Genomic DNA, 25,009 nt, shown 5'->3' with positions numbered 1-25,009 from the left:
AGGTTGGTAGTGTTACAGATTAGGTGTTTTTATAATTTAACCACTTAACTAACTAAAAAGTAAGATTAAACTTTAATTATTGAATAGAAAAAGAGACGGCTGGCAGGTCGTCTGTTTCGTTTTTTGTCTTTTAATAAGCCTTAAATTGCTTTTGCCATACCTAAGTGTTTCAAATTAGGTCATGAAAATAAAATGTAATTTTTGCAATGGTAGATGCATAAAAAATGGATTTCAATCTAACGGAAATCAACGTTATAAATGTTATGTCTGCCAAAAAAGACAGCAGATTGACTACAGCTACAACGCTTATAAAAGGGATATCAATCAGGAGATAGTACTATTCTCCTGCTGGCCCCCCCGCTACCGCACGAATCCTTTCGTGTGGCGCAAAGATAATCCCTGCTCTTGGGAGGTGGATGAACATTGACCCGTTAGCGGAAAAAATGCGCAGACATAGTCCATATAATTATGCATTTAATAATCCAATATTTTTTATTGATCCTGATGGAATGGCACCAAGTGATATTATATTTTTATCTCGAAATAAAGATGGCTCAACAAAGGAAGAATTAAAGTATAGAAATGGTAATTTTTATCATAATGGAGGAAAAGGAGCAAGATATGATCCAAAAGAAGGTAATAAAACATTAAATACGGTACTTTCAGCTTTCAGAAAAATTGAAGGATCAAACGATAAAGTTTTGAAAGGCGCGCTTTTTGTTTTAGAAAATTCAAAACAGACCCACACAATTGGAGAAACAATGGGAAAAGAAAGGTCTAATTTTGTTACAACTCAATTTCATGAAAAGGATCTCGACAACTATCAAGCATCAGAGGATGTGAAAAATAGCAAACCTGTAGATACAAATACATTATTTGATTTTTCAAATGATGCTAAAGAAAATTTTGAAAGTCAGGAAGGAATTCCAGACTCAGATTTTACAACAGTAGTTCATGAAATGAGACATATGTATGATTATGATCGAGGAAAAATGGCTGATTCTGTAGGGAAATCAGCGGAAAAAGATCCGGCAGAAAAACGAGCCGTAGATTTCGAAAATAGAGGAAGAGCATTAATTAATTTACCAAAAAGAACAACTTATGGGGGCTTACCATTCAATCTTAATTAGAGTTTTAATTACAGTAATAATATTATCTTCTTGTTCAAAAGAAAAAGAAATAAACTATTATGATTTATATTCAATAAAAAAAAAGCAAAATGAGGCTATTAAAGTAAACTATTATATGTTATTCTGTGCTAATAATACGCAAATATGTCAGGTTGAGGCATCTGAAATTTTTTATTCATACATGAAAAACAATATTACTGGTGCATATGATGATTATTTTAATGCCATATTAAATCATAAGCTATCTATGAAAGTAGATTCAAAAGATCATGTTTGTTTTACAATCAATAAAGTTATTGAACAAGATTATAAAAACTTAAATAGAAATGACTTTTTAAAAAAATACGCTTTGATAAGTGCAGATAAAAAAAGGTTTTTAATAAATAATAAAATAAAAGAGAATGATGGAGTTTTAAATGTAGCTTATTTTCTTTTTAAAAATGGATTTGGAATAACCTTTGATGATTATTTAGGTTCGTATTATGTTAACGATTTTACTCAAAATTAGCATATTAAAATATAATTAGTCAATAGCAGAGTATACTTTAGGTGAGTCCATTCTATTTCTTTTGCCCCCGCTCCCGCACGAATCCTTTCGTGTGGCGTAAAGATAATCGACAAAAAATGTAAAGAAAAAAGGATTCTAATATTGTTAGAATCCTTTCTTTTGATACGTTCTCAAATCTAGATTTTAACTAGCATGTAGCCACACGAAAGGATTCGTGCGGGAGCGGGGGGAGAGAATCCGACAAACATTTAAAATGCAAAAACCAATAATGAAAAAATAATTTTTAATTATGAAAAAAGTTTCTTTTTGTTTAAACGTTGCAACCATTGCACTAGTAATTGCAACTTCAAATTCGTTTTATAATGATTATACAATGTCTTTTGATATTTTTTTATTCGTATCAATAATTTTAAATTTTTTACTTTTTAAATTTAGAAAATTTCATTTAATTAAGAATTATTTAATTATTTCAATTATTCAAATAGTGTATAGTTTATTAACCGTTACATCTAATATTGAGTTGGAGTACCAAAGGTCTAGGTTGTGCAATATATTTTCTAAATCAGAGATTTTTAATTCAAACATATTATCATTTTTAGAAAATGTTTCAATTCTTATTTTTGTTTTATTAATAATTTTAGAACTTAGATTCATTTATATTTCTATAATTTCAGATCCCCACTCCCGCACGAATCCTTTCGTGTGGCGCAAAGATAATCGACAAAAAATGTAAAGAAAAAAGGATTCTAATATTGTTAGAATCCTTTCTTTTGATACGTTCTCAAAACTAGATTTTAACTAGCATATAGCCACACGAAAGGATTCGTGCGGGGCTATTGACGCGTTTTGGAAAAAACAGTCTGAAAAGAATGAAAGATTAATGAAGCTCCCTTTGGGATAATATAATAACATATGAAAATTTTTTTTTTAGTTTTTGTAATAGTTTTAATAATGAATTGTCAATCGTGTTCTACTATGCGAAATGATAAATTAGATGATTATGTTGAAAATGTATATTTAAATTGCAAAAGTAAATGCAATCTAAATTTCAATAACCTTTTCAAATATGATAAATTATACATTTTCGGTGTAGGAGTATCGAACGAAGAAGTTAGTAAAAAAATTGGGTTTACATACACTGGGGATAAGGATATATCTCGACTCATATTGTTTGTTAAAAATAATACAATAGTATATGAGCAAAATTTAATTTTTAATGATTCAGAATCTTATAAAGTTTTTTTCGTAACGGATAAAGAGTTCTTTACAAATGATGTGAAATTTTCTTTGCAAAAAAAAGAAAATACTTTTATGCTTAAGCCTATCGAATATTAGCATGTATATTATAAAACTTTAAAGTTCCCCGCTCCCGCACGAATCCTTTCGTGTGGCTCAAAGATAATCGACAAAAAATATAAAGAAAAAAGGATTCTAATATTGTTAGAATCCTTTCTTTTGATACGTTCTTAAATCTAGATTTTAACTAGCATATATCCACACAAAAGGATTCGTGCGGGAGCGGGGAATTTGGTGATGGTTTTGAACAACACATATTTAGCCCTTATGAAATGATTAATAAAGATAATGCATATAAATTACTTGAAAAATATGGAAAAGGTTGGAATTTTAAAGATTAAGAAAATAGTTATATTTTTTATCCCTATATTTTTCTTTTTTGTGCTTAGTTGTAAAAAAGAAAGTATTAATAAAGAAGCTGTTATCGCAAACAACTTCATACAATTGGTAGATACGTTTGCCTACAAGAAAGGAACATTTATACCTGTTCCATTTATAGAAGAGGAAAAGTTTGATTCCAATAGAAAAAAGATAATTCCAAAGACTGCATTTGCTGTTAACTTGGTAGATTCAATTGTTGTTGATAAAATAATCAATAGAGATATAAATGATTTATTTAGTCACAATTCCAAATTTAAGGAATTATATAGTGAACTTTTTACAAAAGGAAAATATGAAAATTTTCAGGTATCTTCTCATTTTCCAAAGTCAATTGGTAAATATAAAATTTACACTGACTCTTCAATTGATAAACCAAACTTTGTTGGTGAGGTTGAGTTTTGTAATTTTAAATTGTATGAGGATAAAATTATGTTTGTTTTAATTAAATCTGTAGGACACAGTAAAAAAGCCGATTTAATTATTTTGAAGCGCACTAATAATGTATGGAAGATTGTTGATAGAACGAATTTATTTGTTTCTTGATTTTATAGCACCGCTTCCGCACGAATCCTTTCGTATGGCGTAAAGATAATCGACAAAAAATGTAAAGAAAAAAGGATTCTAATATTGTTAGAATCCTTTCTTTTGATACGTTCTCAAATCTAGATTTTAATTGGTATGCGGTTACACGAAAGGATTTAACCGAGAGCGAGGAGTAACTCAAAAAAGGCTCATAGAAAAAATGAAATTTCACCAAATGAAAATAAGACTTAAAATCTAAAATATGAAAAAGCATAATGTAATATTAGTAGTTTTTTTATTAATATCCTTTAATTCATTCTCCCAAGAAAAAACGAAGTTGAAAAAGGTAATAAAATCTGAAACAGAAAAAACTAATTTAGTTTTTAAGGATTTAGTTCCAGATAAAGAAACTGCAGTAAAAGTAGCTGAAGCAATTTTGGTGCCTATATATGGTGAAAAGATTTATAAACAGAGACCGTTTGTGGCAACATTGAAATCGTCAAATGTTTGGGCTGTAGAAGGAACATTGCATATGACAAAAGGTGGTGTTGCTTACATAGAGATACAAAAGAAAGATTGTAAGATATTGAAAGTTTATCATGAAAAATGACAAAGTAAACGAGTTATAACATAGCTTGATAGTTCAGATCCAATAGTTCATAATAGCCAGTCCCGAGCTCCCACACGAATCCTTTCGTGTGGTGCAAAGATAATCGACAAAAAATGTAAAGAAAAAGGATTCTAATATTATTAGAATCCTTTCTTTTGATATGTTCTCGAAACTAGATTTTAACTAGCATATAGCCACACGAAAGGATTCGTGCGGTAGCGGGGTCTTTTTACTGACCATATGGATTATACTATTAGAAATTTAAATTAATTAATTATGAAAAAAATAATCTTTTTAAGATTGTTATTTATTACTATTATGTTTGTAAGTTGTAATGGTCAAGTAGTAAGTAAAGAAGATATTAACGAGTATATTAAAAGTAAAAGTGAATTTGACAAAAATTTAACTTCTCATTTTCCAAATAAACTTGTTGCATATCCATATACAATTATTAACAATAAAAATAAATCTAAAAATGATATTTGTTTCATGCTATACGAGAGTAATGTAGATTCATTAAAAATTGATTCTGTCATAAATAAATATCATTATGTTGCTAAATATACATACCGAGATTCATGTCTTTTTTTAATTAATAGATTCGAAACAAAAGATACTTATGAAAACAGAAAAAAGGTTGAAATATTAGATTCACTGTTAATAAATAGAGATTGCTATAAGATGAAGTATCCAGTACCAAATTTTAAGGTTTATAATCCTGTAGATGAAAGTAACATAAAACTAGATGAAAGTTTTAATATTTATGTATTAGATGCTAAATCAGGAAATCGCTTTGAAAATTTCGACTTACTACCTAATCTACAAATGCCTCCTGAATGGCAAAATGGATATTCAAAAGGAATAGCAATTAGCAAAAAGAGTAAGACTTTAATATATTGGGGTATTATTTGGTAAGTAACCCCGCTCCCGCACGAATCCTTTCGTGTGGCGCAAAGATAATCGACAAAAAATGTAAAGAAAAAAGGATTCTAATATTGTTAGAATCCTTTCTTTTGATATGTTCTCAAATCTAGATTTTAACTAACATATAGCCACACGAAAGGATTCGTGCGGGAGCGGTGCAAATGTCTCTAGACTTTTGCGCTTTTTTTTGTTTAGAAATAATCAAAATTTTAGAAGTTTCCTATTTAGCCCAAACAAAAAAAGCTCCAGATTTCTCTGAAGCTTTTTGTAGTCCGTGGGGGAATCGAACCCCCCTTACCAGGATGAAAACCTGGCGTCCTAACCGATAGACGAACGGACCTGTTTTGCTATTGCGGGTGCAAAAATGCAACTATTTTAGGAATGTGCAAAAGATTTCAAAAAAAACTTTTTTAATAATTAGGAGAAAAAAATGCTTTTAGCAATGAACCTTCTCAAATAAATTAAATTAATGTTTTTGTATTTATTTGATTAATAAATGGTTGTTTTGCCAGAAGAAAACTGATGAAGAAAATTTATCGATTCTTTTTATTAAAAAAAATAATTTACAGAAAAGTGAAAAAATATCAATTTGAAGGAATATTCTTATGAAGTTTTCTGCGCTTTTTAAAAAACTCATTTATTTGTTAATGATTTTTCTAAAATTTTAATCTGTTCCTCTTTTGCTTTCAAAAGTTCTAAATTTAATCTTTTAATTTCTTCTAAGGCTTCAAGCCATTTTTCCATTGGATTTACATTAAAAGTTGGGTAATAATTATAGCCGTTAGATTGATCGTTAAAAGTATTCGATATAATATTTATCGCTTGTTCTTCATCAAAGTTCTGAAAAGCTTCAACAGGAATTCTCAAGACTGCTGAGATTTGTTTCAACAGATTATCTTCAATTACATCTTTCTGCTCCAGCATAGAAATTTTCTTTTGATTCCAGTCTTCTCCCAAATCATAAGCCAATGCTTCTTGTTTTATGTTAAGCATTTCTCTAAAACGTTTTACGTTTCTTCCCTGATGTATTTTCTGTTCCATAAATGAGTTTTAGTTTTCTAAAGGCTCAAAGATAAAGCCATTCGGATTAAAAAGACTGAATTTCAAAGATAAAAAAATATCGTCTTAAAACATTCTTTTTGTCAGATATTATATCCAAATCTGGAATAGTTTATCTGTTCGAAAAATTGGAATTTTCCTAGTGCGAACGGCTCGTTTATGAACGTAATCTTTCTATTTTAAAATAGGCTAGTTCTTCTTCATTTCGTATCAAATTATTTAATCGTTCAAATCCGGCTTTTTGCAGCACATTTTGCGATCCGGTGTTATCGAGATCTGTTATGGCTACAACTTCATTCGTATTTGTGTTTGCAAAACTATATTGTGTTATGGCCTTGCATACCTCTGTAGCAATACCTTTTCCCCAATATGCTCTGCTAAGTACGTACCCAATCTCTATTTGACTTGTGTCGTGTACAAAAATACGTGCAACGCACATTCCTATAAAATTGTTATTTGTAGTGTCAAATATTGCCCATCGGCTAAGGTTTTTCTTTTTATAATTTTCAAGCAATTCATTAAACATCTCTACATATCTTTCTGGAGAAGTCTCAGGAAGATATTCTGTAACTTGATTATCTTTAAAAAGAGCTAAAAATGTTTGTTGTTCCTGAGGTAAAAATTCGCGAATAATTATTCTTGGGCTTTGGTAAAGAGTAGACATTAAATAAAAAGTTTAGAAGTTGTTAGCTAAAAATAATAGCAGTATTTTTCTTTTGTAAGTACAATCAAATTTACAAAATATAAAGAATGTAAACTTTTCGCTTTTCAAAAATGTTTAAGGATTTTGTGCGATTCTTTTAGAAAAGTGTATGCTTATAAGTCTCGATATTTATGCTAAATTAAAAGATGATTTATTTGTTGATTAATTTTTCAAGCCTTGCTATCATTTCAACTCTTTATCTTCCTATAGCATAAGTGATTCCTCCAAGTAAATGCTGTAAAAAAAGAGGATCATTGTAACTTTCAGGACTGTGCCCTAATGCAGTGTAAAATGCTCTGCCGCCATCATATTCATGATACCATGCCAAAGGATGATTATCGCCATGTTTACCACCTTTATATGAAGACTCATCAATTTTTATAAGCACATTTACGTTTGGATTTAGATATTTAAAATTGTACCATTCGTCCTTACGTTCCCAAATTGCAGGAAGATGTTTTGTAGATGGATGTTCGTGATCTACAATTATAAGTTTAGCATTCTGCGGTTCAGGATGTCCTTCAAAGATGCCGCCAATCATTTGTGTGTACCAATACCAATCTGGTTCGCAGTTTGTGGCCGAATGAATGCCAACAAAACCATTTCCATTTTTTATGAATTTTTGCAAAGCCAATTTTTGACTTTCGTCTAAAACATGGCCTGAGGCACTTAAAAATATAACAGCTTGGTATTGCTTTAAGTTTTTTGAATTAATTGCCAGAGAGTCTTCAGTAGCATCTACAATAAAATCATTTTCCTGTCCCAGTTTTTTTATCGCTGCAATTCCGGAAGGAATGCTTTCATGTCTGAAACCATTAGTTTTAGAAAAAATCAGTACTTTTTTGGTTTTATAAGAAACGGTCTGTTCTTTGTTTTTTATATGGAAAGAAACTAGAAAATAACTTGTCAGTACAATAAAGCTGAATAAAAATGATTTTTTTATCGAAAACTGGTGGCTCATTTTAGAAAATTTTATTTTGGGAAGATAGAAAAAAAATCTGTTGGCTGTATTTTCCTGGCTGTCACAAAATATTGAAAACAAAAAAAGCTCCAGATTTCTCTGAAGCTTTTACAGTCTTATGATTTACCATTCATTTTCTTGTTCTAAAGGTGCATTAAGAATTTTCTCGATCATCAAAATCTTCTTTGGCATTTCAGAATAAATAAAGTCTTTAATTTCTACCCATTTTCTTTTACGAAATTTTAAGTAATCTTTGTCAGTATGAGGATATTCTTTGTCTTCAGTAATAGCTCCCATAGATATACCCATACCGGTGTGTGTAATATTATCGATTAATACTTTGCATCGTCCTTTTTTAAAAAACACATTTATATTAAAATCAATCACACCGTTAGCGCTATTCATAAATTCATTTTTACTATAGCGCATCTCTTGCTTAATTTTAATAACTCCATTGTTTTTATCAGATTGAATAATGTTTTTATTAAAATTATTTTGTCCTCCGTAATAATCAATCAATTTAGTATTAAGTCTCTCGAAAAGAATTTCTTTTGATTTCGTGGAGTCGACTTGAATAATTTTTTCAAAAACTAAAGATTGCGAAAAACAACTACATGAAATTGTTAAGACAAATAGGAGAATTATTAATGATGTTTTTCTCATTGCAGTAAAATTTATTTTTATCAAATATAAAAAGATAAATATTGCTATAAATAAAAAACACCACTTGTAATAAGTGGTGTTTTTCTCTTAGTAGCGGGAACAGGACTCGAACCTGTGACCTTCGGGTTATGAGCCCGACGAGCTGCCTACTGCTCTATCCCGCGATGTTTCGGGTGCAAAGATACGCCGATTTTTAAGAAATCCAACGAAAACTTAAAAAAATGTTTTATTTTCTGTATTGAGTTGATATGACTACCTTTGCATCTTAAATATTACGCAAATGTCACATAAAGCAGGTTTTGTAAACATAATCGGGAATCCAAATGTTGGAAAATCGACACTAATGAACGCCTTTGTTGGAGAAAGATTATCCATCATTACATCAAAAGCACAAACAACACGTCACAGAATCTTAGGAATCGTAAATGGCGAAGATTTTCAGCTGGTACTTTCAGATACTCCAGGAATTATAAAACCAGCTTATGAAATGCAGGAGTCGATGATGAACTTCGTAAAATCGGCTTTTGAAGATGCTGATATCCTGATTTATATGGTCGAAATAGGAGAGCAGGACTTAAAAGACGAAGCTTTCTTTAATAAAATCATTTATGCTAAAATTCCGGTTTTGTTATTGTTGAATAAAATCGACAATTCAAATCAGGAACAATTAGAAGAACAGGTTGCTTTTTGGAAAGAAAAAGTGCCAAATGCAGAAATTTTCCCAATCTCGGCTTTACAGAACTTTAATGTTCCGGAAGTTTTTGGAAGAATTATCGAACTATTGCCAGAATCTCCGGCATATTACCCTAAAGATCAATTAACAGATAAACCAGAGCGCTTTTTTGTAAACGAAACCATTCGTGAGAAAATCTTATTGAATTATGCAAAAGAGATTCCGTACGCGGTTGAAATCGTGACTGAAGAATTTTTTGAAGACGAAAAAATTATCCGAATCCGTTCTGTAATTATGGTCGAACGCGATACGCAAAAAGGAATCATCATAGGACATAAAGGCGCCGCTTTAAAGAAAGTTGGAATGGACGCTCGTGTCGATTTAGAAAAGTTTTTCGGGAAACAAATTCACATTGAACTTTATGTAAAAGTGAACAAAAACTGGAGAAGCAATGCTAATATGCTGAAACGATTCGGTTATAATCAATAAAAAAGAGTTTTTCAGTCACAGTCACAGTTTTCAGACTGCGACTGTACACTGCGACTGAGAACTAAAATATAGCAGGAAACAGCTCCTAAAAAAGTAGTCAGTTTTCAGTTTATAGTCACAGTTTTATAAGTTTTTTTACTGAAAACTTAAAACTGATAACTGCAAACTAAAAAAGACTACCTTTGCAAAAAATTAAAATAAAGCATTTTGGATTTATAAATGATAGAATTTTAGGAAACTAAAAGTCTAAAATCTAAAATCTGAAATCTAAAATTTACACAAATGAATAACATTGTTGCGATAGTAGGAAGACCTAATGTGGGGAAATCAACCCTTTTTAATAGGCTGATACAAAGAAGAGAAGCTATTGTAGATTCAGTATCTGGGGTTACCCGTGATAGAAACTATGGTAAAAGCGAGTGGAATGGAAAAGAGTTTTCTGTTATTGATACGGGTGGATACGTTCGCGGATCTGATGACGTATTTGAAGGTGAAATACGTAAACAAGTAGAACTTGCTATCGACGAAGCCGATGTTATTATTTTTGTAGTAGATGTTGAAGAAGGTATTACACCAATGGATGAAACGGTTGCAAAATTACTTCGTAAAGTAACCAAACCAGTTTTATTGGCTGTAAATAAAGTAGATAACGCAATGCGCGAAAAAGATGCGATTGAGTTTTATAATCTTGGTTTAGGAGATTATTTTACTTTCGCAAGTATTTCAGGTAGCGGAACAGGAGATTTATTAGATGCTTTAATTGATGCTTTTCCTGAAAAAGAACCAGTTGAGGTTACTGAGGAATTGCCTCGTTTTGCGGTTGTAGGTCGTCCAAATGCAGGAAAATCTAGTTTTATTAATGCATTAATTGGTCAGGATCGTTATATCGTAACTGATATTGCGGGTACAACACGTGATGCAATTGATACAAAATTTGACCGTTTTGGATTTGAATTTAACTTGGTCGATACTGCGGGAATCCGTCGTAAGGCAAAAGTTAAGGAAGATTTAGAATTTTACTCTGTAATGCGTTCTGTAAGAGCAATTGAGCATGCAGATGTTTGTATATTAGTAATTGATGCGACTCGTGGTTTTGAAGGTCAGGATCAAAGTATTTTTTGGCTTGCCGAGAAAAACCGTAAAGGTGTTGTAATCTTGGTAAACAAATGGGATTTGGTTGAAAAAGATACGATGTCGAGCCGTGATTACGAAGAAAAAATTAAAAAGGAATTAATGCCTTTTACAGATGTGCCAATTTTGTTCGTTTCGGCTTTAACTAAGCAGCGTTTATTGAAGGCTTTAGAAGCTACGGTTCAGGTTTTTGAAAATAGAAAACAAAGAATCCCAACTTCAAAATTCAACGAATATATGTTGAAAGTGATCGAAGCTTATCCGCCGCCGGCAACAAAAGGGAAATATGTAAAAATTAAATACTGTATGCAATTGCCAACTCAAACGCCTCAGTTTGTATTTTTTGCCAATATGCCGCAATATGTAAAAGAACCATATAAGAGATATCTTGAGAATAAAATTCGCGATAATTGGGATTTCGCAGGAGTTCCAATCGATATTTATATCAGAGAAAAATAAGAAAGAAAGTCCCCAAAATAAAGGGGACTTTTTTTTGCCTTTTTTTTATGGCACATTATTTGAATAAACGTTAAAACTACAATTAAACCTTTGTGTTTTTTTGTAGTCTAACCAATCTAACTAACCAATTTTTTATGACCAAGATTTATTCATTTTTATCCTTTTTATTTCTTTTTGTCTTAACAGCCAACGCACAAAACGACATTACTATTAGAGGAACCGTCCTCGACGTTAATACACAATTGCCTATGGAAATGGCAACTGTTTACTTTACTACAATAAAAGATTCTACCGTTATTGAATATGCCACCACAGATAAAAACGGTGCTTTTAGAATGGATATCAAAAAATACGACAAACCTGTTTTCCTAAAGGTTAGTTATATGGGATATCAAACTTATTACGAAGAATACAAAGGACTTACCGAAAGTAAAGATTTTGGAAAGCTTTACATGATCGAAAACGTAAATGCATTGAACGATGTGGTTATAAAAACCGAAGCAGCGCCAATTACCATCAAAAAAGATACCTTAGAATTTAATGCAGCTTCATATAAAGTCCGCCCGGATTCTAATGTCGAGACTTTATTAAAACAACTTCCGGGATTTGATGTCGATAACGACGGAAAAATTACGGTAAACGGACGAGAAGTCAATCAGGTTTTGGTAAACGGAAAAACTTTTTTTGATAAAGACGGAGCCATCGCAATTAAAAATTTACCTGCCGATATTATAAAGAAAATCCAGGTTTCGGATTTTAAAACCAAAAAAGAAGAACTCTCCAAGCAAGAATCGACTTCAGATTTTTCGAGCATTAATATTACTATTGATGAAAAGAAAAACAAAGGTTATTTTGGAAAAGTAATGGGAGGTTATGGTACAGATGATCGTTATGAAGCCAATGTCAACCTAAATTATTTTAATAATAAACAGAAGATAAGTCTGCTGGCATCGTCTAATAATATCAACTCTACCGGCTTTTCTATGGATGATGTTTTTGATAATATGGGCGGAGGACGAAACAGCAGCGGAAAAGGCGGAAACGGCAATTCTGGCGGTGGTGGCGGTGGAAAAGGAATTACGCAGTCTAACTTAGTTGGACTTAATTATTCTGATGACTGGACAAAAGATCTGCTGGCTATGGGAAGTTATAATTTTACGAATACAGTTAACAAAAACGACAGTAAATCAAATGAGCTTAGCTTTCAGCCAACAGGAAATATTTTAACAGAAGCAGCTTCTAAATCCAGAAATGAAAATACAGGAAACAATGTCAACTTTGAATTGGAATATAAAATTAATCCTAAAACGCGAATTGTTGTTGCTCCAAGACTTAATCAATCACATACAAATTCTAATTCGGTTTCTTCAAGTTTTACTGAAGATGAAAATGGAAATGCTCTGAATGAAAGTAAAGGAAGTTCCTCTTCAGAAGGTAATAATACGAGCTTTGGAAATACAATAAACTTTAATAGAGCTTTTGAAAAAAAGTCTCGTAATTTAAGTTTAGTTTTTACAAATAATAATACCGATAGTGATTCTGATGCCTTGAATATTTCAGAAACTGTTTTTTATAAGGGAGATAAGCCAAATGATTTTAGAAATCAAAAAACAAAAAATAAAACGACAAGTGATTCTTATTCAGCTGATTTAGAATATATAGAACCAATAACAGATTCGCTGAGAATTAGAATAGGAACTAATTTCGATTGGAAAAGTTCTAGTAATGATGAAAGAACTTTTAGTTTTGATCCTGACACACAAGATTATACTGATTTTAATTTAGCTTTTAGTAATTATACAAATTCAACTCAAAATTCAGTTACGCCAAAAGTGGGTCTTACTTTGCAAAAGAATAAATTTACAATCAATTTAGATAGTCGAACATCAATTGTAAATTTTGATAATCACTCCTTGTATTTAAATAATGCGACAGATTTAAATAAAAAATACGCGCTGCCATTTGCGTCTGCTTTGCTGCGATATAAATTTGACCGTTCTAAAAATTTATCATTTAGATATGAGTATTCAAACGCACTGCCTTCTGCCAATCAGTTAATGCCTGTTATTAATTTGAATAATCCATTAAATACAATTGTTGGAAATCCTAATTTGAATCCGGTAGAGAAAAACAGCATTAATTTTAATTTTAGAAATTACGATTTTAGATCTCGTTCAGGATATAATGTTTATTTGAAAGGGGATTATTATGATAATGATATTGTGTCGTCTACCATTTTTGATAGTGGAAAAAGAAACACAACTTATGTAAATATTTCCGGAGTTTATAACGCTTCTATTGGTGCAAATTGGAATCAGTCTGTTAAATCCGGAGCACATACTTTGCGTTATGGTTTAGGTATAAATGCAAATTATTCTTTTGATAAAGGATTTACAGATGCTGTTATGTATAATGCAAAATCAGTAGGATTGTCGCCAAAGGTTTATATGTCTTACGATTATGGAGAAATCCTGACAATTGCGCCATCTTATAATTTATCATACAATCAATCGAAATATGAAAATTATTCAAGAGACGCAACTTCAAACGTGGTACACCGAATTAATTTACAGACTACAACGTATTGGCCGGAGAATTTAATCTTCGGAAATGATTTTGGTTATACTTATAATTCTAATATTTCAGGCGATTTCAAGAAAGATTTCTATTTATGGAATACAAGTTTGTCTTACGGATTTTTAGATAAAAAGCTGTACGCAAAAGTAAAAGTATACGATGTTTTAAATCAGAATTTAAGTGCAACACGAACTATTTCTGCAACAGCTATCAGCGATGAAGAAAATACCGTTTTAAGACGTTATGTAATGTTTTCTCTAGCATATAAAATAGGAAATTTTTCAGGAGCCGAAAAAGGAGGGAAGAAAAGACAGAGGGATTAGTTCCTTTGAAGGTTCAAAGGAGCAGAGGTTCAGAGGGACAAAGAAAAACAGAAAAAAGCCTGATCAAATTGAAAATTTGATCAGGCTTTTTTCTAAAATCTAAAATCTAAAATCTACGATCAATTTTATGATAAAACGTAAATCTTATAATATCGCGATCGTAAAAATCTACGCCGCTGGCGCGTCTTTGAAAACTTTTTAAATACCCTAATTCTAAGCCAATATTTGGATTAATATGGTAACGAAGCGAAGCATAAAGCCGATTCTGATCGAAAGTATTCCGCTTGTTATCTTTTCCAAAGTTGAACATGATTTCATTAGAAATGGTGCCTTTTAAGCTTTGTTTTTCTTTTTTCCAAAGATCAAAAGTCGACTGTAATCTATAACGGAAACGGAATGCAAATGTAAAATCGTCAAGCAATTCTGTTTTCGTAGCTCGCTGCATAAAACGTTCTTCCAGCTGAAACCGATTATGGAAAGTGATTTTTGCCACATCATTAATAAAAGTAACATCCTGTTGTGCTCTATATTCTGGGATAGAAAAATCAGGATCAATAGCTGGCGTTTGAGTATTTACATTAAAATAAGCAAAACCACCGCCTAAATCTATAATTTTTGCTGCCCTGTACCGCCCCTGAATTCTTATAACAAATAAATTTTGATGGATAGGATTTAGAAAACTTCGATTATCAAATTCAGAATGAATGGCCCACTTTTCAGTAAGCGGAAAAATATTATAATAACGAATCCAGGCCAGTGTCTGCTGTTCTGTATTCTTTTTATTTTGTGCCGATAAAAAAGGACTTATAAGACCTAATACAAATACTAATTTGAAAATTTTCATTCAACATACAAATTCAGGCTGCGAATATATACAAACCAGAATCGATTTACAGCAGAATAAAATTGAGTTTAAGCAGTAATTTGTGATTTCAGACTTTATAAATAAAAAAACGAGATGCATATAAAACGCATCCCGTTAATTTAGTTTTTAGTTTTAATCTTAATCTTTCTTATAAGTTATATTTCAATGTAACTCCGTAAGTTCTTTGATCTCCAAGTACACCGGCATATTGTCCTGCGTTACCTCCTGCAGGTAATAATTGTTCGTAGTAATCTTTGTTTAATAAGTTACGTCCCCAAAAGTGAACGGATAAACCTTGTGAAGCACGGAACCCTAAACGAGCATTAAAAATAGCATAACCCGGAACAACTAAATATTTTGAAGCCGAAGGGCTTGAAGAAAATTCAGAACGAGCATAAGAATCAATAGCTAAGAAAACTTTTCCAGCGTTTCCAAAGAATCTTGCATTGTCCGAAAGTTCACCTCCTAAAGATCCTGCCCATCTTGAAGCACCTGGAAGATTAGTTCCAGAAACATCTTTAAATGATACCGGAGCTCCAGTTTCTTCTAATGGAAGCGGTGCATTTGTAAATTTTACATAAGTACCATCTGTATAGGTTGCAGCTCCATTTATTGTTAAGTGAGAGCTGATAACAAAACTTGCGTCTAATTCTACACCTTGTACACGAACTTTGTCTGCATTGGCAAGATAACCACGGTTTACACCCAATTCAGCAGCCTGAACGTTTGTTTGGAAATCTTTAATATCAGTTTTAAATACAGCTAAATTGAAAATTGAATTTCTGAAAGGAGAAGTTTTTACTCCAATTTCATAATGATTTACTTTTTCTGGTTTAATAACCGCAAGATCTAATAAAGGAGCACCTTTTGAGTCCGTTGGAAGTCCTGCAACGTTTACACCAACTGGTTTGTAACTTTTAGCGTAAGTTGCATAAGCATTGATTTTATCGTTTGCTTTAAAAGTAAGCGTTAAGTTTCCGGAAAAGTCTGTATTATCAGTGCTTGAATCAAAAGATTGATCAGAATAAACCATTTTTTTCAATGCTAATAATGCAGGGTCAGAAGTTTGTAAACCTCCGTATGTTGTACGAGCATAATGTGCATCTTTTTTGTCAAAATTATATCTTAAACCTGGTAAAATATGCAAACGATCTGTAATCGACCAGTCAATTTGAGCAAAAACAGCAGCACTTGACGATCTGATTCTTGCATCGGTTTTAATTCCGTATCCTTCAAAAAGACCTGGAGTTTTCCATAATGGGCTTGTTGTACTTTGAGAGAATCTCCATTGTGCACTTCCAGATTCTTCTGTACCATCAGTTTGTGATGTTTGATCAATAAAGAATACTCCCGCAACACCGCTGATTCTAGAAGTAAGCTGACCTGCGTAACGAACCTCTTGTGTAATTTGTGTTTGTCTTGTTGGGTTTTGAGATTTAGCCAATACTTGTAATCCTGTAAAATCTCTATCATTTGATGGATCCCAGTTCCAGAAACGCCAAGCAGTTGTTGAAGTTAAAGTTCCGCCTCCAATTTTAGTGTCAACATTTAACGAAAGACCACCCATGTCCTGATTAGAACGCCATGGAGTATCTTGATCAATTCTACGATCAAAAGCATTCTGGCTTGGTAACTGATAATTTAAATCTTTAATAATAGCATCAAACTGGCGGTAAGCAGCTCTTTGAGTAGGAGCAACACCAGCAACAACTTGCGCATATCCATCAGGACGCTGTGTTGTAATATCTGCAGCAAAAATAACATTAGTATTTACGGTTGGAGTCCAAAGTAACTGACCTCTAATACCTTGGTTGTTTAATGTGTTAGTACTTCTTCCCGTTGCAACATTATCAACTAAACCATCACGAGACGTACCTGAGAAAGATAATCTACCAGCCACTTTTTTTCCTAAAGCACCAGTAACCGAAGCTTTAGCCTGCAGGAAAGAATAATTTCCGTAACTAACTTCAAAATCAGCACCAGAAGTAAAACTTGGTTTACGAGTGGTAATATTAAATGCTCCAGAAGTTGTATTTTTTCCGAATAAAGAACCTTGCGGTCCGCGTAAAACCTCAATTTGTTCTACGTCGATAAAGTCAAGAGTTGTAGCAGCTGGACGAGCGTAGTAAACACCGTCTACATAAAATCCAACTCCCGGATCAATTCCGTCATTTGTTAACCCAAATGGAGAACCTAAACTTCTAATATTGATACCGGTATTTCTTGGGTTAGAAGAATAAAGCTGTACCGAAGGAACTAATTCTTTAATACGGTTAACGTTAAAAGCTCCGGTTTGTTCTGCTTGTTTTCCTGTAATAACAGAAATAGCAATAGGCACATCCTGAACTTTTTCGATTCTTCGTCTTGAAGAAACGACCACTTCAATAAGTTCGTTTTCTTCTTTAAGAGCAACCTGAATTGGGTTTACTGGTATTGCAGTAACTTCGATTTCGGTAGTTGTATATCCAACATACTGAATTAAAAGAGTCAAAGGTAATCTTCCTTTTGAATCGATTATAAATTTACCGCTATTGTCTGTAATGGCACTTATAGTAGTTCCTTTTATTACCACGTTTACAGCTTCTAATGGAACATTTTCACTTGTTGTAACTACGCCTTCAATATTTTGAGCAAATGAGACAGAGAAGGTTAAAAAGAATAATATTGTAAAGATATTTTGTATAGATGTTTTCATTTTTATATTAAGTATATGTGATTAGTAGAATTTAAAATAAATTTTTTTTAAATCAACATATACACATCATAGATGAATTTCTTTTTACAGAAGCAGAAAGCTTTGTTTGTTTATTTTGCAAAAGTTTTGATACACCTGATCGACTAAAATGTACTTTCATGTTAAAAAATTTGTAAATGGTTAGTTAATTATTTTTGGCAAATATATATAATTAATTCTATCGATTTACTAGACTTTATAAAATATTTTTTTATTTATTTACTAACGAAGCTATTGTGATGCCTTCCATTGCCTTTAAAGTTTTGTCTCTAATAAGCATTAAACCGTGACGCAGACTGCATTCAGACTCGGTTTTACAATCAGAGCAAGGCTCGTAAAAATTTAAAGAAGCACATGGCAAAAGAGCAATTGCACCGTCAAATAATCGGTGAATTTCTGCCAAAGTGATGTCATTTTTTGATTTTATTAGATAATATCCACCAAATTTTCCCTGCTTACTGCTCACAAAACGTCCTCGTTTTAGATCTAATAAGATTTGTTCTAAAAACTTTTTAGGAATGTTAGCGCCATCAGCAATTTCTATAGTCCTAGAAATGTGATTTTCGTCTTGTTCTGCTAAATAAAGTAAGGCCTTAAGGGCGTATTTTGCTTTATGTGATAACATCTATCTTTTTAATTATTAATTGTAAATTATGAATTATAAATTTTTAGTTTAGAATGTAAAACTAAACAAAACCTGAAACTAAACAAAGCCTGAAACAAAAAACTGAAAACTGCGACTGAAAACTGAAATTACCAGCTTCCGCTTGAACCACCGCCAGAGAATCCGCCTCCGCCAAATCCACCGCCGAAGCCTCCGCCTCCGCCAAAACCACCTCCGGATGATCCTCCGCCAAAACCACCAAATCCGCCGCCGCTTCTTCCAAGATTACTTAGAATAATTACGTCAAGCAGGCTAGGGCCTCCGCCGCCATTGTTGCCGGAATTTCCTCCACCGCCTCTTTTACCGCGTGATAGTAAAATTAAAACAATTACAACAATAACAATAATTGGGAATATTGGAAAATCTTTTCCTTTCGTTTGTTTCCTTTCGCCTTTGTATTTGCCTGTAAAAACATCAAAAAGAGCGTCGGCACCTTTATCTAGTCCGCGATAATAACTTCCGGCTTTAAATTCCGGGATAATAATATTACGAATAATGGTTCCGCCAATACCGGCCGTTAATCTGTCTTCTAAACCATAACCGGGATTGATTGCAATTTTCTTTTCGGCTTTAGCCAATAAAATAATCACACCATTGTCCTCTTTTGCTTGTCCTAATCCCCAGGTTTGAGCCCATTTTGTGGCCAACTGGCTTACATCTTCTCCTTTTAAACTTTCAATTGTAATAACTACAATTTGAGTTGAAGTAGAATCTGAATATCGAATTAGTTTTTCTTCAAGCTGTGATTTCTCAGACGCGCTTAAAACATTTGCGTAATCGTAAACTGAGGTTTGAAAATCAGGTTTTTTGGGAATCTCAAATTGCGCAAAAATACTATTACAGATAAAAAACGCGATAAACAAAAAGCTAAACTGAAAAATTCTATTGGAATTTGAGATTGTATTTTTGGAATTTTTCATTATTTATCCTTTTGAGATTTCGTTAGATAATTCGTTTGTATCGTCTTCTAATGAAGGAAAGTATTTTTTGAGCTGTTCTCCGGCATTTAAAATACCGTCGACAATACCTTGTTTAAAGTTACCGGACTTAAAGTGATTGGTCATGATGTCTTTGGTACAATGCCAAAAATCATCGGCAACAACATCGTTAATTCCTTTATCGCCGCAAATAACAAAGTTTTTATCATCAACTGCAAAATAGAGCAGTACACCATTTTGTAATCTGGTTTCGTCCATTCGCAATTCATGAAAAACATCTAAAGCTCGATCGTAATGAGCTTTAGATGTTGTTTTTTCTATATGTACTCTAATCTCGCCAGAAGTGTTTTTTTCGGCCACACGAATAGCTTCAACAATTTCTTGTTCTTCTTCTTTGGATAAAAAATCTTCTACTTTTGACATTGAAATTATTTTAGAGTTTAGATTGTAGATTTTAGATTGCAGATTTAATCTGAAATCTAAAATCGTTAATCAAAAATATTAAATCTTAGAATTTTACTTCAACTGGTTTTTCAGCACCTGCAACAGCTTCAAAATATGGTTTTTCTTTGTAGCTTAAAAACCAGCTGTTTGGAATTGCCAGAACATAACCATTATAATCTTGTACAGCTTCGTTAAAACGAGTTCTTGCCGTTAAAATTTGATTCTCAGTACTTGCCAATTCGTCTTGCAATTTCAAGAAATTCTCGTTTGCTTTTAATGTTGGATATTGTTCAACAGAAACCAATAATCTAGACAAAGATGAAGATACACCACTTTGAGCCTGGTTGTATTGCGCTAATTGTTCAGGAGTTACATTGCTTGGATCGATTGTTACCGAAGTAGCTTTTGCACGAGCCTCTATTACAGCAGTCAAAGTTGATTTTTCGAAATCAGCAGCACCTTTTACAGTATTTACCAAGTTTCCAATAAGGTCATTTCTTCTTTGGTAAGTAGTACTCACATTTCCCCACTCTTTGTTAACGGCTTGATTTTTTTGCAAACCAGTATTTTTAATTCCAATCGACCAAAATGCGATAATAGCGATCAGTGCTATAATAATTCCAACAGGTATTAACCACTTTTTCATATTTGTTTTGATTTAAGTTTATTTCTATTTTTAATTACAATTCGTTTTTAATGTCGTTTAACTGTGTTTTTATGGTCTCTAATTTACGTATTATTTCGAATTTATCTAATGTTTTCTTCTGACCCTCTTTTAAATGCGTTTTGGCACCTTCAAGTGTAAAACCTCTTTCTTTTACCAAATGATAAATCAACTGCAGATTGGTTATATCGTCTGGTGTGAACATTCTGTTGCCTTTGGCGTTCTTTTTTGGTTTCAGGATATCAAATTCACTGTCCCAAAATCGTATCAAGGATGCATTGACATTAAAAGCTTTGGCAACTTCGCCAATGCTGTAATATCTTTTATCTTTTGAAAGCTCAATATGCATGTTTTTTTATTTCTAATTTATTTCAAAAATAATACTTTTTGTAGTATTAATCTAATGACTGATTTTCCTGGTTTGCCATTTGCGAAATTGCAACGTATTCTGCGGCCGAAATATTTCCGTAATAGAAATTTAACGGATTCACAACTTTACCATCTTTATGCACTTCATAATGGCAGTGCGGCCCTTCAGATCTTCCTGTACTTCCTACATAACCAATAACATCGCCTCTTTTTACTCGCTGTCCGGGTCTGCAGTTGTATTTGCTTAAATGCGCGTACAAACTTTCGTATCCAAAACCGTGCCTGATCACGACATGGTTTCCAAATCCCGAAGCCGTATTGTCAGCCCTTTCGACTACGCCGTCGCCGGTGGCATAAACCGGAGCGCCGGTGTTGGCAGTAAAATCCATTCCGTTGTGCATTTTTCGCACTTTCGTGAAAGGATCGATTCTATATCCAAAACCAGAAGCAACACGTTTTAAATTTTCATTTTGAACAGGCTGAATCGCCGGAATTGCTAATAACAGACTTTCTTTTGCGCCGGCTAATTTCAATATTTCATCTAATGATTTAGATTGAATGGCCAATTCTTTCGAAAGTTTATCAACTCGTTTAGTGGTATTTAAAACCAATTGCGAATTGTTGTAACCTTCTAAAGCTTTATATCTTTCAGAATTTCTAAAACCTGCTTTTCTTATAGAATCGGGAATTTCTGCTTTATTAAAATATACTCTGTAAATATTATTGTCACGTTCTTCTAAAGCATCTGCAGCAGCGTCGATTTCGTCCAGTTTTTTATTCAAAATAGAATACTGCAGCTTTAAATTTTCAATTTCTCGTGCCTGTAAACGGTCTTTTGGCGTTTCGAAATACGGGGTATTAAGTAAAAGTATAAAAACTAAAAAACCAAATAGGGCCGAAGCCACTAAAAACAACAATGCGTAACCAATTTTGATTCTTTTTCTGGTTTTTATTTTCGTATAAGCCAGATTTTCTGAGTCGTAATAATATTTTACTTTCGCCATATTTTAAAATACCCTATTTTTGCAGCTTGTAAAATTAGTTAGTCGAACAAAATTACTAAATGTTTCAGTTGTTCGGGGCTTTTTTTTTCAAGAATAAAAATAATTAGATAATGTGTCAATTTGATAATTAGATAATGCATTAAGAACGAAATTTATTGTTATAAATTTGAGTTTTTAATTAAAAAGATCTAAATGTCAGATTTTCAGATTAATGATTATCTAATTGACACATTATCATATTATCTCATTATAAAACATGAAATCACAAGACGTACGTAAACAATTTTTAGATTTTTTTGAGAGCAAAGGACATACCATTGTCCCATCGGCTCCTATTGTGCTTAAAGACGATCCAACCTTAATGTTCAATAACTCGGGAATGGCCCAGTTTAAAGAATTTTTCTTAGGAAACGGAACGCCAAAAAGCCCAAGAATCGCCGATACGCAAAAATGTCTTCGTGTTTCAGGAAAACATAATGATCTTGAAGAAGTGGGTATCGATACGTATCACCACACTATGTTTGAGATGTTAGGAAACTGGTCTTTTGGAGATTACTTCAAAAAAGAAGCAATTAACTGGGCTTGGGAACTATTGACAGAAGTTTATAAAATTCCAAAAGAGAATCTTTATGTTTCTGTTTTTGAAGGAAGTAAAGATGATAATGTTCCGTTTGACCAGGAAGCTTGGGATATCTGGAAAACATTAATCGACGAAGACCGAATTATTCTTGGAAACAAAAAAGATAATTTCTGGGAAATGGGAGATCAGGGACCATGCGGACCTTGTTCTGAAATTCACGTTGATTTACGTACTCCGGAAGAAAAAGCATTGGTTTCTGGAAAAAGTTTGGTAAACAATGATCACCCGCAAGTGGTTGAAATCTGGAATAATGTATTCATGGAATTCAACCGTAAAGCTGACGGTTCTCTTGAAAAACTTCCTGCACAGCACGTAGATACCGGAATGGGATTTGAGCGTTTGTGTATGGCATTACAAGGAAAAACATCAAACTATGATACTGATGTTTTCATGCCTTTGATTAGAGAAATCGAAACCATTACTGGAGCAAAATATACAGTTAAAGCTTCAAACGAAGCAGAAGAAAAAGTAAATATCGCAATTCGTGTTATTGCAGATCACGTTCGTGCCGTAGCTTTTGCTATTGCCGATGGACAATTGCCGTCTAACACTGGAGCTGGTTATGTAATTCGCAGGATTTTACGTCGTGCTATTCGTTATGGATTTACTTTCTTAAATACTAAAGAACCATTTATTTATAAATTGGTTGAAACTTTAAGTGAGCAAATGGGAGATTCTTTCCCGGAAATCAGAACACAGAAAGCACTTTGCTCGAATGTTATTCGTGAAGAAGAAAACTCATTCTTACGTACATTAGATCAGGGATTAATTCTTTTAGACGCTGTAATTTTAAATAATCAAGGAGATACAATCGATGGTAAAAAAGCATTTGAATTGTATGATACTTACGGTTTTCCAATCGATTTAACGGCTTTGATTCTTTCTGAAAAAGGATTGAAATTAGACGAAGCAGGATTCCAGGAACAACTGCAATTGCAAAAAGAAAGATCTCGTGCTGCATCAAAAGTAACGGCTGGAGACTGGAATGTAATTGTTGAAGATGATATTCAGGAATTTGTTGGATATGACAGATTATCACAACAAGTTAAAATCACTAAATACAGAAGAGTTGATAGTGTAAAAGATGGAGAAATCTATCAATTGGTTTTCAATGCAACTCCATTTTACGGAGAAAGCGGAGGACAAACAGGTGACAAAGGATATTTAGAATCTCAAAACGGAGATATTATTTATATTATTGATACTAAAAAAGAAAACAATCAAACGATACATTTAACACAATCGTTACCAGAAAATATTACGGCAACTTTTAATGCTGTTGTTGATGCTAATCAAAGAGCTAAAACTTCGTCAAACCACTCGGCTACGCATTTATTGCACCAAGGTTTGCGCAAGATTTTAGGAACACATATTGAGCAAAAAGGTTCGATGGTTCGTAATGCTTCATTGCGTTTTGACTTTTCTCATTTCTCTAAAGTTACAGATGAAGAATTAGCAGAAGTAGAAAACTTTGTAAATGCAAGGATTCGTGAAAGTTTACCATTAATAGAAAAAAGAGCAATTCCAAAAGAGCAGGCTCTTGAAGATGGAGCAATTGCTTTGTTTGGAGAGAAATACGGAGATTTAGTACGTACCATTAAATTTGGAGATTCTGTCGAATTATGTGGAGGAACACACGTTGCGAATACATCTGATATCTGGCATTTCAAGATTGTTTCTGAAGGTGCTGTTGCAGCTGGAATTAGAAGAATTGAAGCAATTACAAGTGAAGCGGCTAAAGAATATTTTGAGTCTCAGGCAGTTTCTTTATCTGAAATTAAAGAAGCACTTAAAAATGCTCAAGATCCGGTAAAATCGATTTTGGCATTACAAGATGAAAATGCACAGTTGAAAAAGCAGTTGGAAGTTTTATTGAAAGATAAAGCAAAAAACATGAAAGCTGATTTAGCTAAAGAATTACAAGAAATCAACGGAGTTCAATTCTTAGCAAAACAAGTAGATTTAAACCCAGAAGGAGCAAAAGATTTAGCTTACGAATTAGGTAATGCTTATCATAACCTATTTGTAGTTTTCGCTACAGCTCATGAAGGAAAACCAATGTTAACGTGCTACATCTCTAAAGAAATTGTTGCTGAGAAAAACCTAAATGCCGGACAGGTAGTTCGCGAATTAGGAAAATATATCCAAGGTGGAGGAGGAGGTCAGCCTTTCTTTGCAACTGCAGGAGGTAAAAATGTTGACGGAATCGCAGAGGCGCTTACTAAGGCCGTTGATTTTTTGAAGTAAGATTCTAGTTTCTAAGATGCTAAGGTTCTAA

21 protein-coding genes, 2 tRNA genes and 2 pseudogenes are annotated in these 25,009 nt (G+C 32.7%); 11 read left to right on the top strand and 14 right to left on the bottom strand.

Going from position 1 to position 25,009, the window contains the following annotated elements; genetic code table 11:
* Positions 1-181: 181 nt before the first annotated feature.
* The 7 genes and pseudogenes from AC1RRQ_RS04075 to AC1RRQ_RS04045 all read left to right on the top strand — a co-directional run.
* Positions 182-346, top strand: a pseudogene (locus AC1RRQ_RS04075) (IS1 family transposase); the annotation flags it as partial.
* 52 nt (positions 347-398) lie between these two features.
* Positions 399-512: pseudogene (locus AC1RRQ_RS04070) on the top strand (RHS repeat domain-containing protein); the annotation flags it as partial.
* 589 nt (positions 513-1,101) lie between these two features.
* Positions 1,102-1,638: a hypothetical protein gene (locus AC1RRQ_RS04065; RefSeq protein ID WP_493021668.1), complete on the top strand. Its 537-nt coding sequence runs from the start codon at positions 1,102-1,104 to the stop codon at positions 1,636-1,638.
* 975 nt (positions 1,639-2,613) lie between these two features.
* Positions 2,614-2,973, top strand: coding sequence for a hypothetical protein (locus AC1RRQ_RS04060; protein ID WP_493021666.1), 360 nt, complete (start codon positions 2,614-2,616; stop codon positions 2,971-2,973).
* A gap of 273 nt (positions 2,974-3,246) precedes the next feature.
* A complete protein-coding gene (locus AC1RRQ_RS04055) occupies positions 3,247-3,858 on the top strand; it encodes a hypothetical protein (RefSeq protein WP_493021664.1) in 612 nt (203 codons plus the stop codon).
* Between the two features lie 241 nt (positions 3,859-4,099).
* Positions 4,100-4,447 carry a YbbC/YhhH family protein gene (locus AC1RRQ_RS04050; RefSeq protein WP_493021663.1) on the top strand — a complete coding sequence of 116 codons (348 nt, stop codon included), beginning with the start codon at positions 4,100-4,102 and terminating at the stop codon, positions 4,445-4,447.
* Positions 4,448-4,723: 276 nt separating this feature from the next.
* Positions 4,724-5,362, top strand: coding sequence for a hypothetical protein (locus AC1RRQ_RS04045; protein ID WP_493021661.1), 639 nt, complete (start codon positions 4,724-4,726; stop codon positions 5,360-5,362).
* A gap of 277 nt (positions 5,363-5,639) precedes the next feature.
* Here AC1RRQ_RS04045 and AC1RRQ_RS04040 read toward each other — a convergent pair.
* From AC1RRQ_RS04040 to AC1RRQ_RS04015, 6 genes are all read right to left on the bottom strand, one after another.
* Positions 5,640-5,711 (bottom strand) — tRNA-Glu (locus tag AC1RRQ_RS04040).
* Between the two features lie 293 nt (positions 5,712-6,004).
* Positions 6,005-6,412: a helix-turn-helix domain-containing protein gene (locus AC1RRQ_RS04035; RefSeq protein WP_493021659.1), complete on the bottom strand. Its 408-nt coding sequence runs from the start codon at positions 6,410-6,412 to the stop codon at positions 6,005-6,007.
* A gap of 175 nt (positions 6,413-6,587) precedes the next feature.
* Entirely contained in the window at positions 6,588-7,094 is a 507-nt protein-coding gene (locus AC1RRQ_RS04030; RefSeq protein ID WP_493021656.1) for a GNAT family N-acetyltransferase, read from the bottom strand.
* A gap of 235 nt (positions 7,095-7,329) precedes the next feature.
* Positions 7,330-8,094, bottom strand: coding sequence for a ThuA domain-containing protein (locus AC1RRQ_RS04025; protein WP_493021654.1), 765 nt, complete (start codon positions 8,092-8,094; stop codon positions 7,330-7,332).
* A gap of 123 nt (positions 8,095-8,217) precedes the next feature.
* Positions 8,218-8,757, bottom strand: coding sequence for a DUF4468 domain-containing protein (locus tag AC1RRQ_RS04020; protein WP_493021652.1), 540 nt, complete (start codon positions 8,755-8,757; stop codon positions 8,218-8,220).
* A gap of 91 nt (positions 8,758-8,848) precedes the next feature.
* A tRNA-Met gene (locus AC1RRQ_RS04015) sits at positions 8,849-8,921 on the bottom strand.
* A gap of 116 nt (positions 8,922-9,037) precedes the next feature.
* Between AC1RRQ_RS04015 and era the strand changes: the two genes are divergently transcribed.
* The 3 genes from era to AC1RRQ_RS04000 all read left to right on the top strand — a co-directional run bounded on the left by era (position 9,038) and on the right by AC1RRQ_RS04000 (position 14,409).
* Entirely contained in the window at positions 9,038-9,919 is an 882-nt protein-coding gene (gene era, locus AC1RRQ_RS04010) for a GTPase Era (protein ID WP_493021650.1), read from the top strand.
* Positions 9,920-10,201: 282 nt separating this feature from the next.
* Positions 10,202-11,509, top strand: coding sequence for a ribosome biogenesis GTPase Der (gene der / locus AC1RRQ_RS04005; protein WP_493021648.1), 1,308 nt, complete (start codon positions 10,202-10,204; stop codon positions 11,507-11,509).
* A 134-nt stretch (positions 11,510-11,643) separates the two neighbouring features.
* On the top strand, positions 11,644-14,409 hold the full coding sequence (locus AC1RRQ_RS04000) for an outer membrane beta-barrel protein (protein WP_493021646.1): 2,766 nt from the start codon (positions 11,644-11,646) through the stop codon (positions 14,407-14,409).
* A 106-nt stretch (positions 14,410-14,515) separates the two neighbouring features.
* Here AC1RRQ_RS04000 and AC1RRQ_RS03995 read toward each other — a convergent pair whose 3' ends face one another.
* The 8 genes from AC1RRQ_RS03995 to AC1RRQ_RS03960 form a co-directional block, all read right to left on the bottom strand.
* Complete coding sequence (locus tag AC1RRQ_RS03995) at positions 14,516-15,253, bottom strand: DUF2490 domain-containing protein (protein ID WP_493021644.1); 738 nt, start codon at positions 15,251-15,253, stop codon at positions 14,516-14,518.
* Between the two features lie 169 nt (positions 15,254-15,422).
* Complete coding sequence (locus AC1RRQ_RS03990; RefSeq protein WP_493021642.1) at positions 15,423-17,969, bottom strand: TonB-dependent receptor; 2,547 nt, start codon at positions 17,967-17,969, stop codon at positions 15,423-15,425.
* Between the two features lie 250 nt (positions 17,970-18,219).
* The gene (locus AC1RRQ_RS03985; RefSeq protein WP_053470541.1) at positions 18,220-18,633 is read right to left on the bottom strand and encodes an RrF2 family transcriptional regulator; all 414 of its coding nucleotides are present in this window, start codon (positions 18,631-18,633) and stop codon (positions 18,220-18,222) included.
* A 128-nt stretch (positions 18,634-18,761) separates the two neighbouring features.
* Positions 18,762-19,592, bottom strand: a complete 831-nt coding sequence (locus AC1RRQ_RS03980) for a TPM domain-containing protein (RefSeq protein ID WP_493021639.1) — start codon at positions 19,590-19,592, stop codon at positions 18,762-18,764.
* 3 nt (positions 19,593-19,595) lie between these two features.
* Positions 19,596-20,033, bottom strand: coding sequence for a TPM domain-containing protein (locus tag AC1RRQ_RS03975; protein ID WP_493021637.1), 438 nt, complete (start codon positions 20,031-20,033; stop codon positions 19,596-19,598).
* Positions 20,034-20,118: 85 nt separating this feature from the next.
* Positions 20,119-20,700, bottom strand: coding sequence for a LemA family protein (locus AC1RRQ_RS03970; RefSeq protein ID WP_042563964.1), 582 nt, complete (start codon positions 20,698-20,700; stop codon positions 20,119-20,121).
* Positions 20,701-20,734: 34 nt separating this feature from the next.
* Complete coding sequence (locus AC1RRQ_RS03965) at positions 20,735-21,067, bottom strand: MerR family transcriptional regulator (RefSeq protein WP_493021635.1); 333 nt, start codon at positions 21,065-21,067, stop codon at positions 20,735-20,737.
* Between the two features lie 46 nt (positions 21,068-21,113).
* A complete protein-coding gene (locus AC1RRQ_RS03960) occupies positions 21,114-22,091 on the bottom strand; it encodes a M23 family metallopeptidase (protein ID WP_493021633.1) in 978 nt (325 codons plus the stop codon).
* A 256-nt stretch (positions 22,092-22,347) separates the two neighbouring features.
* Between AC1RRQ_RS03960 and alaS the strand changes: the two genes are divergently transcribed.
* On the top strand, positions 22,348-24,978 hold the full coding sequence (alaS, locus tag AC1RRQ_RS03955) for an alanine--tRNA ligase (RefSeq protein ID WP_493021631.1): 2,631 nt from the start codon (positions 22,348-22,350) through the stop codon (positions 24,976-24,978).
* Positions 24,979-25,009 lie beyond the last annotated feature (31 nt).

Source organism: Flavobacterium sp. GW821-FHT12A05, from assembly GCF_058807735.1.
This window is presented reverse-complemented; position numbering and strand designations above follow the sequence as displayed.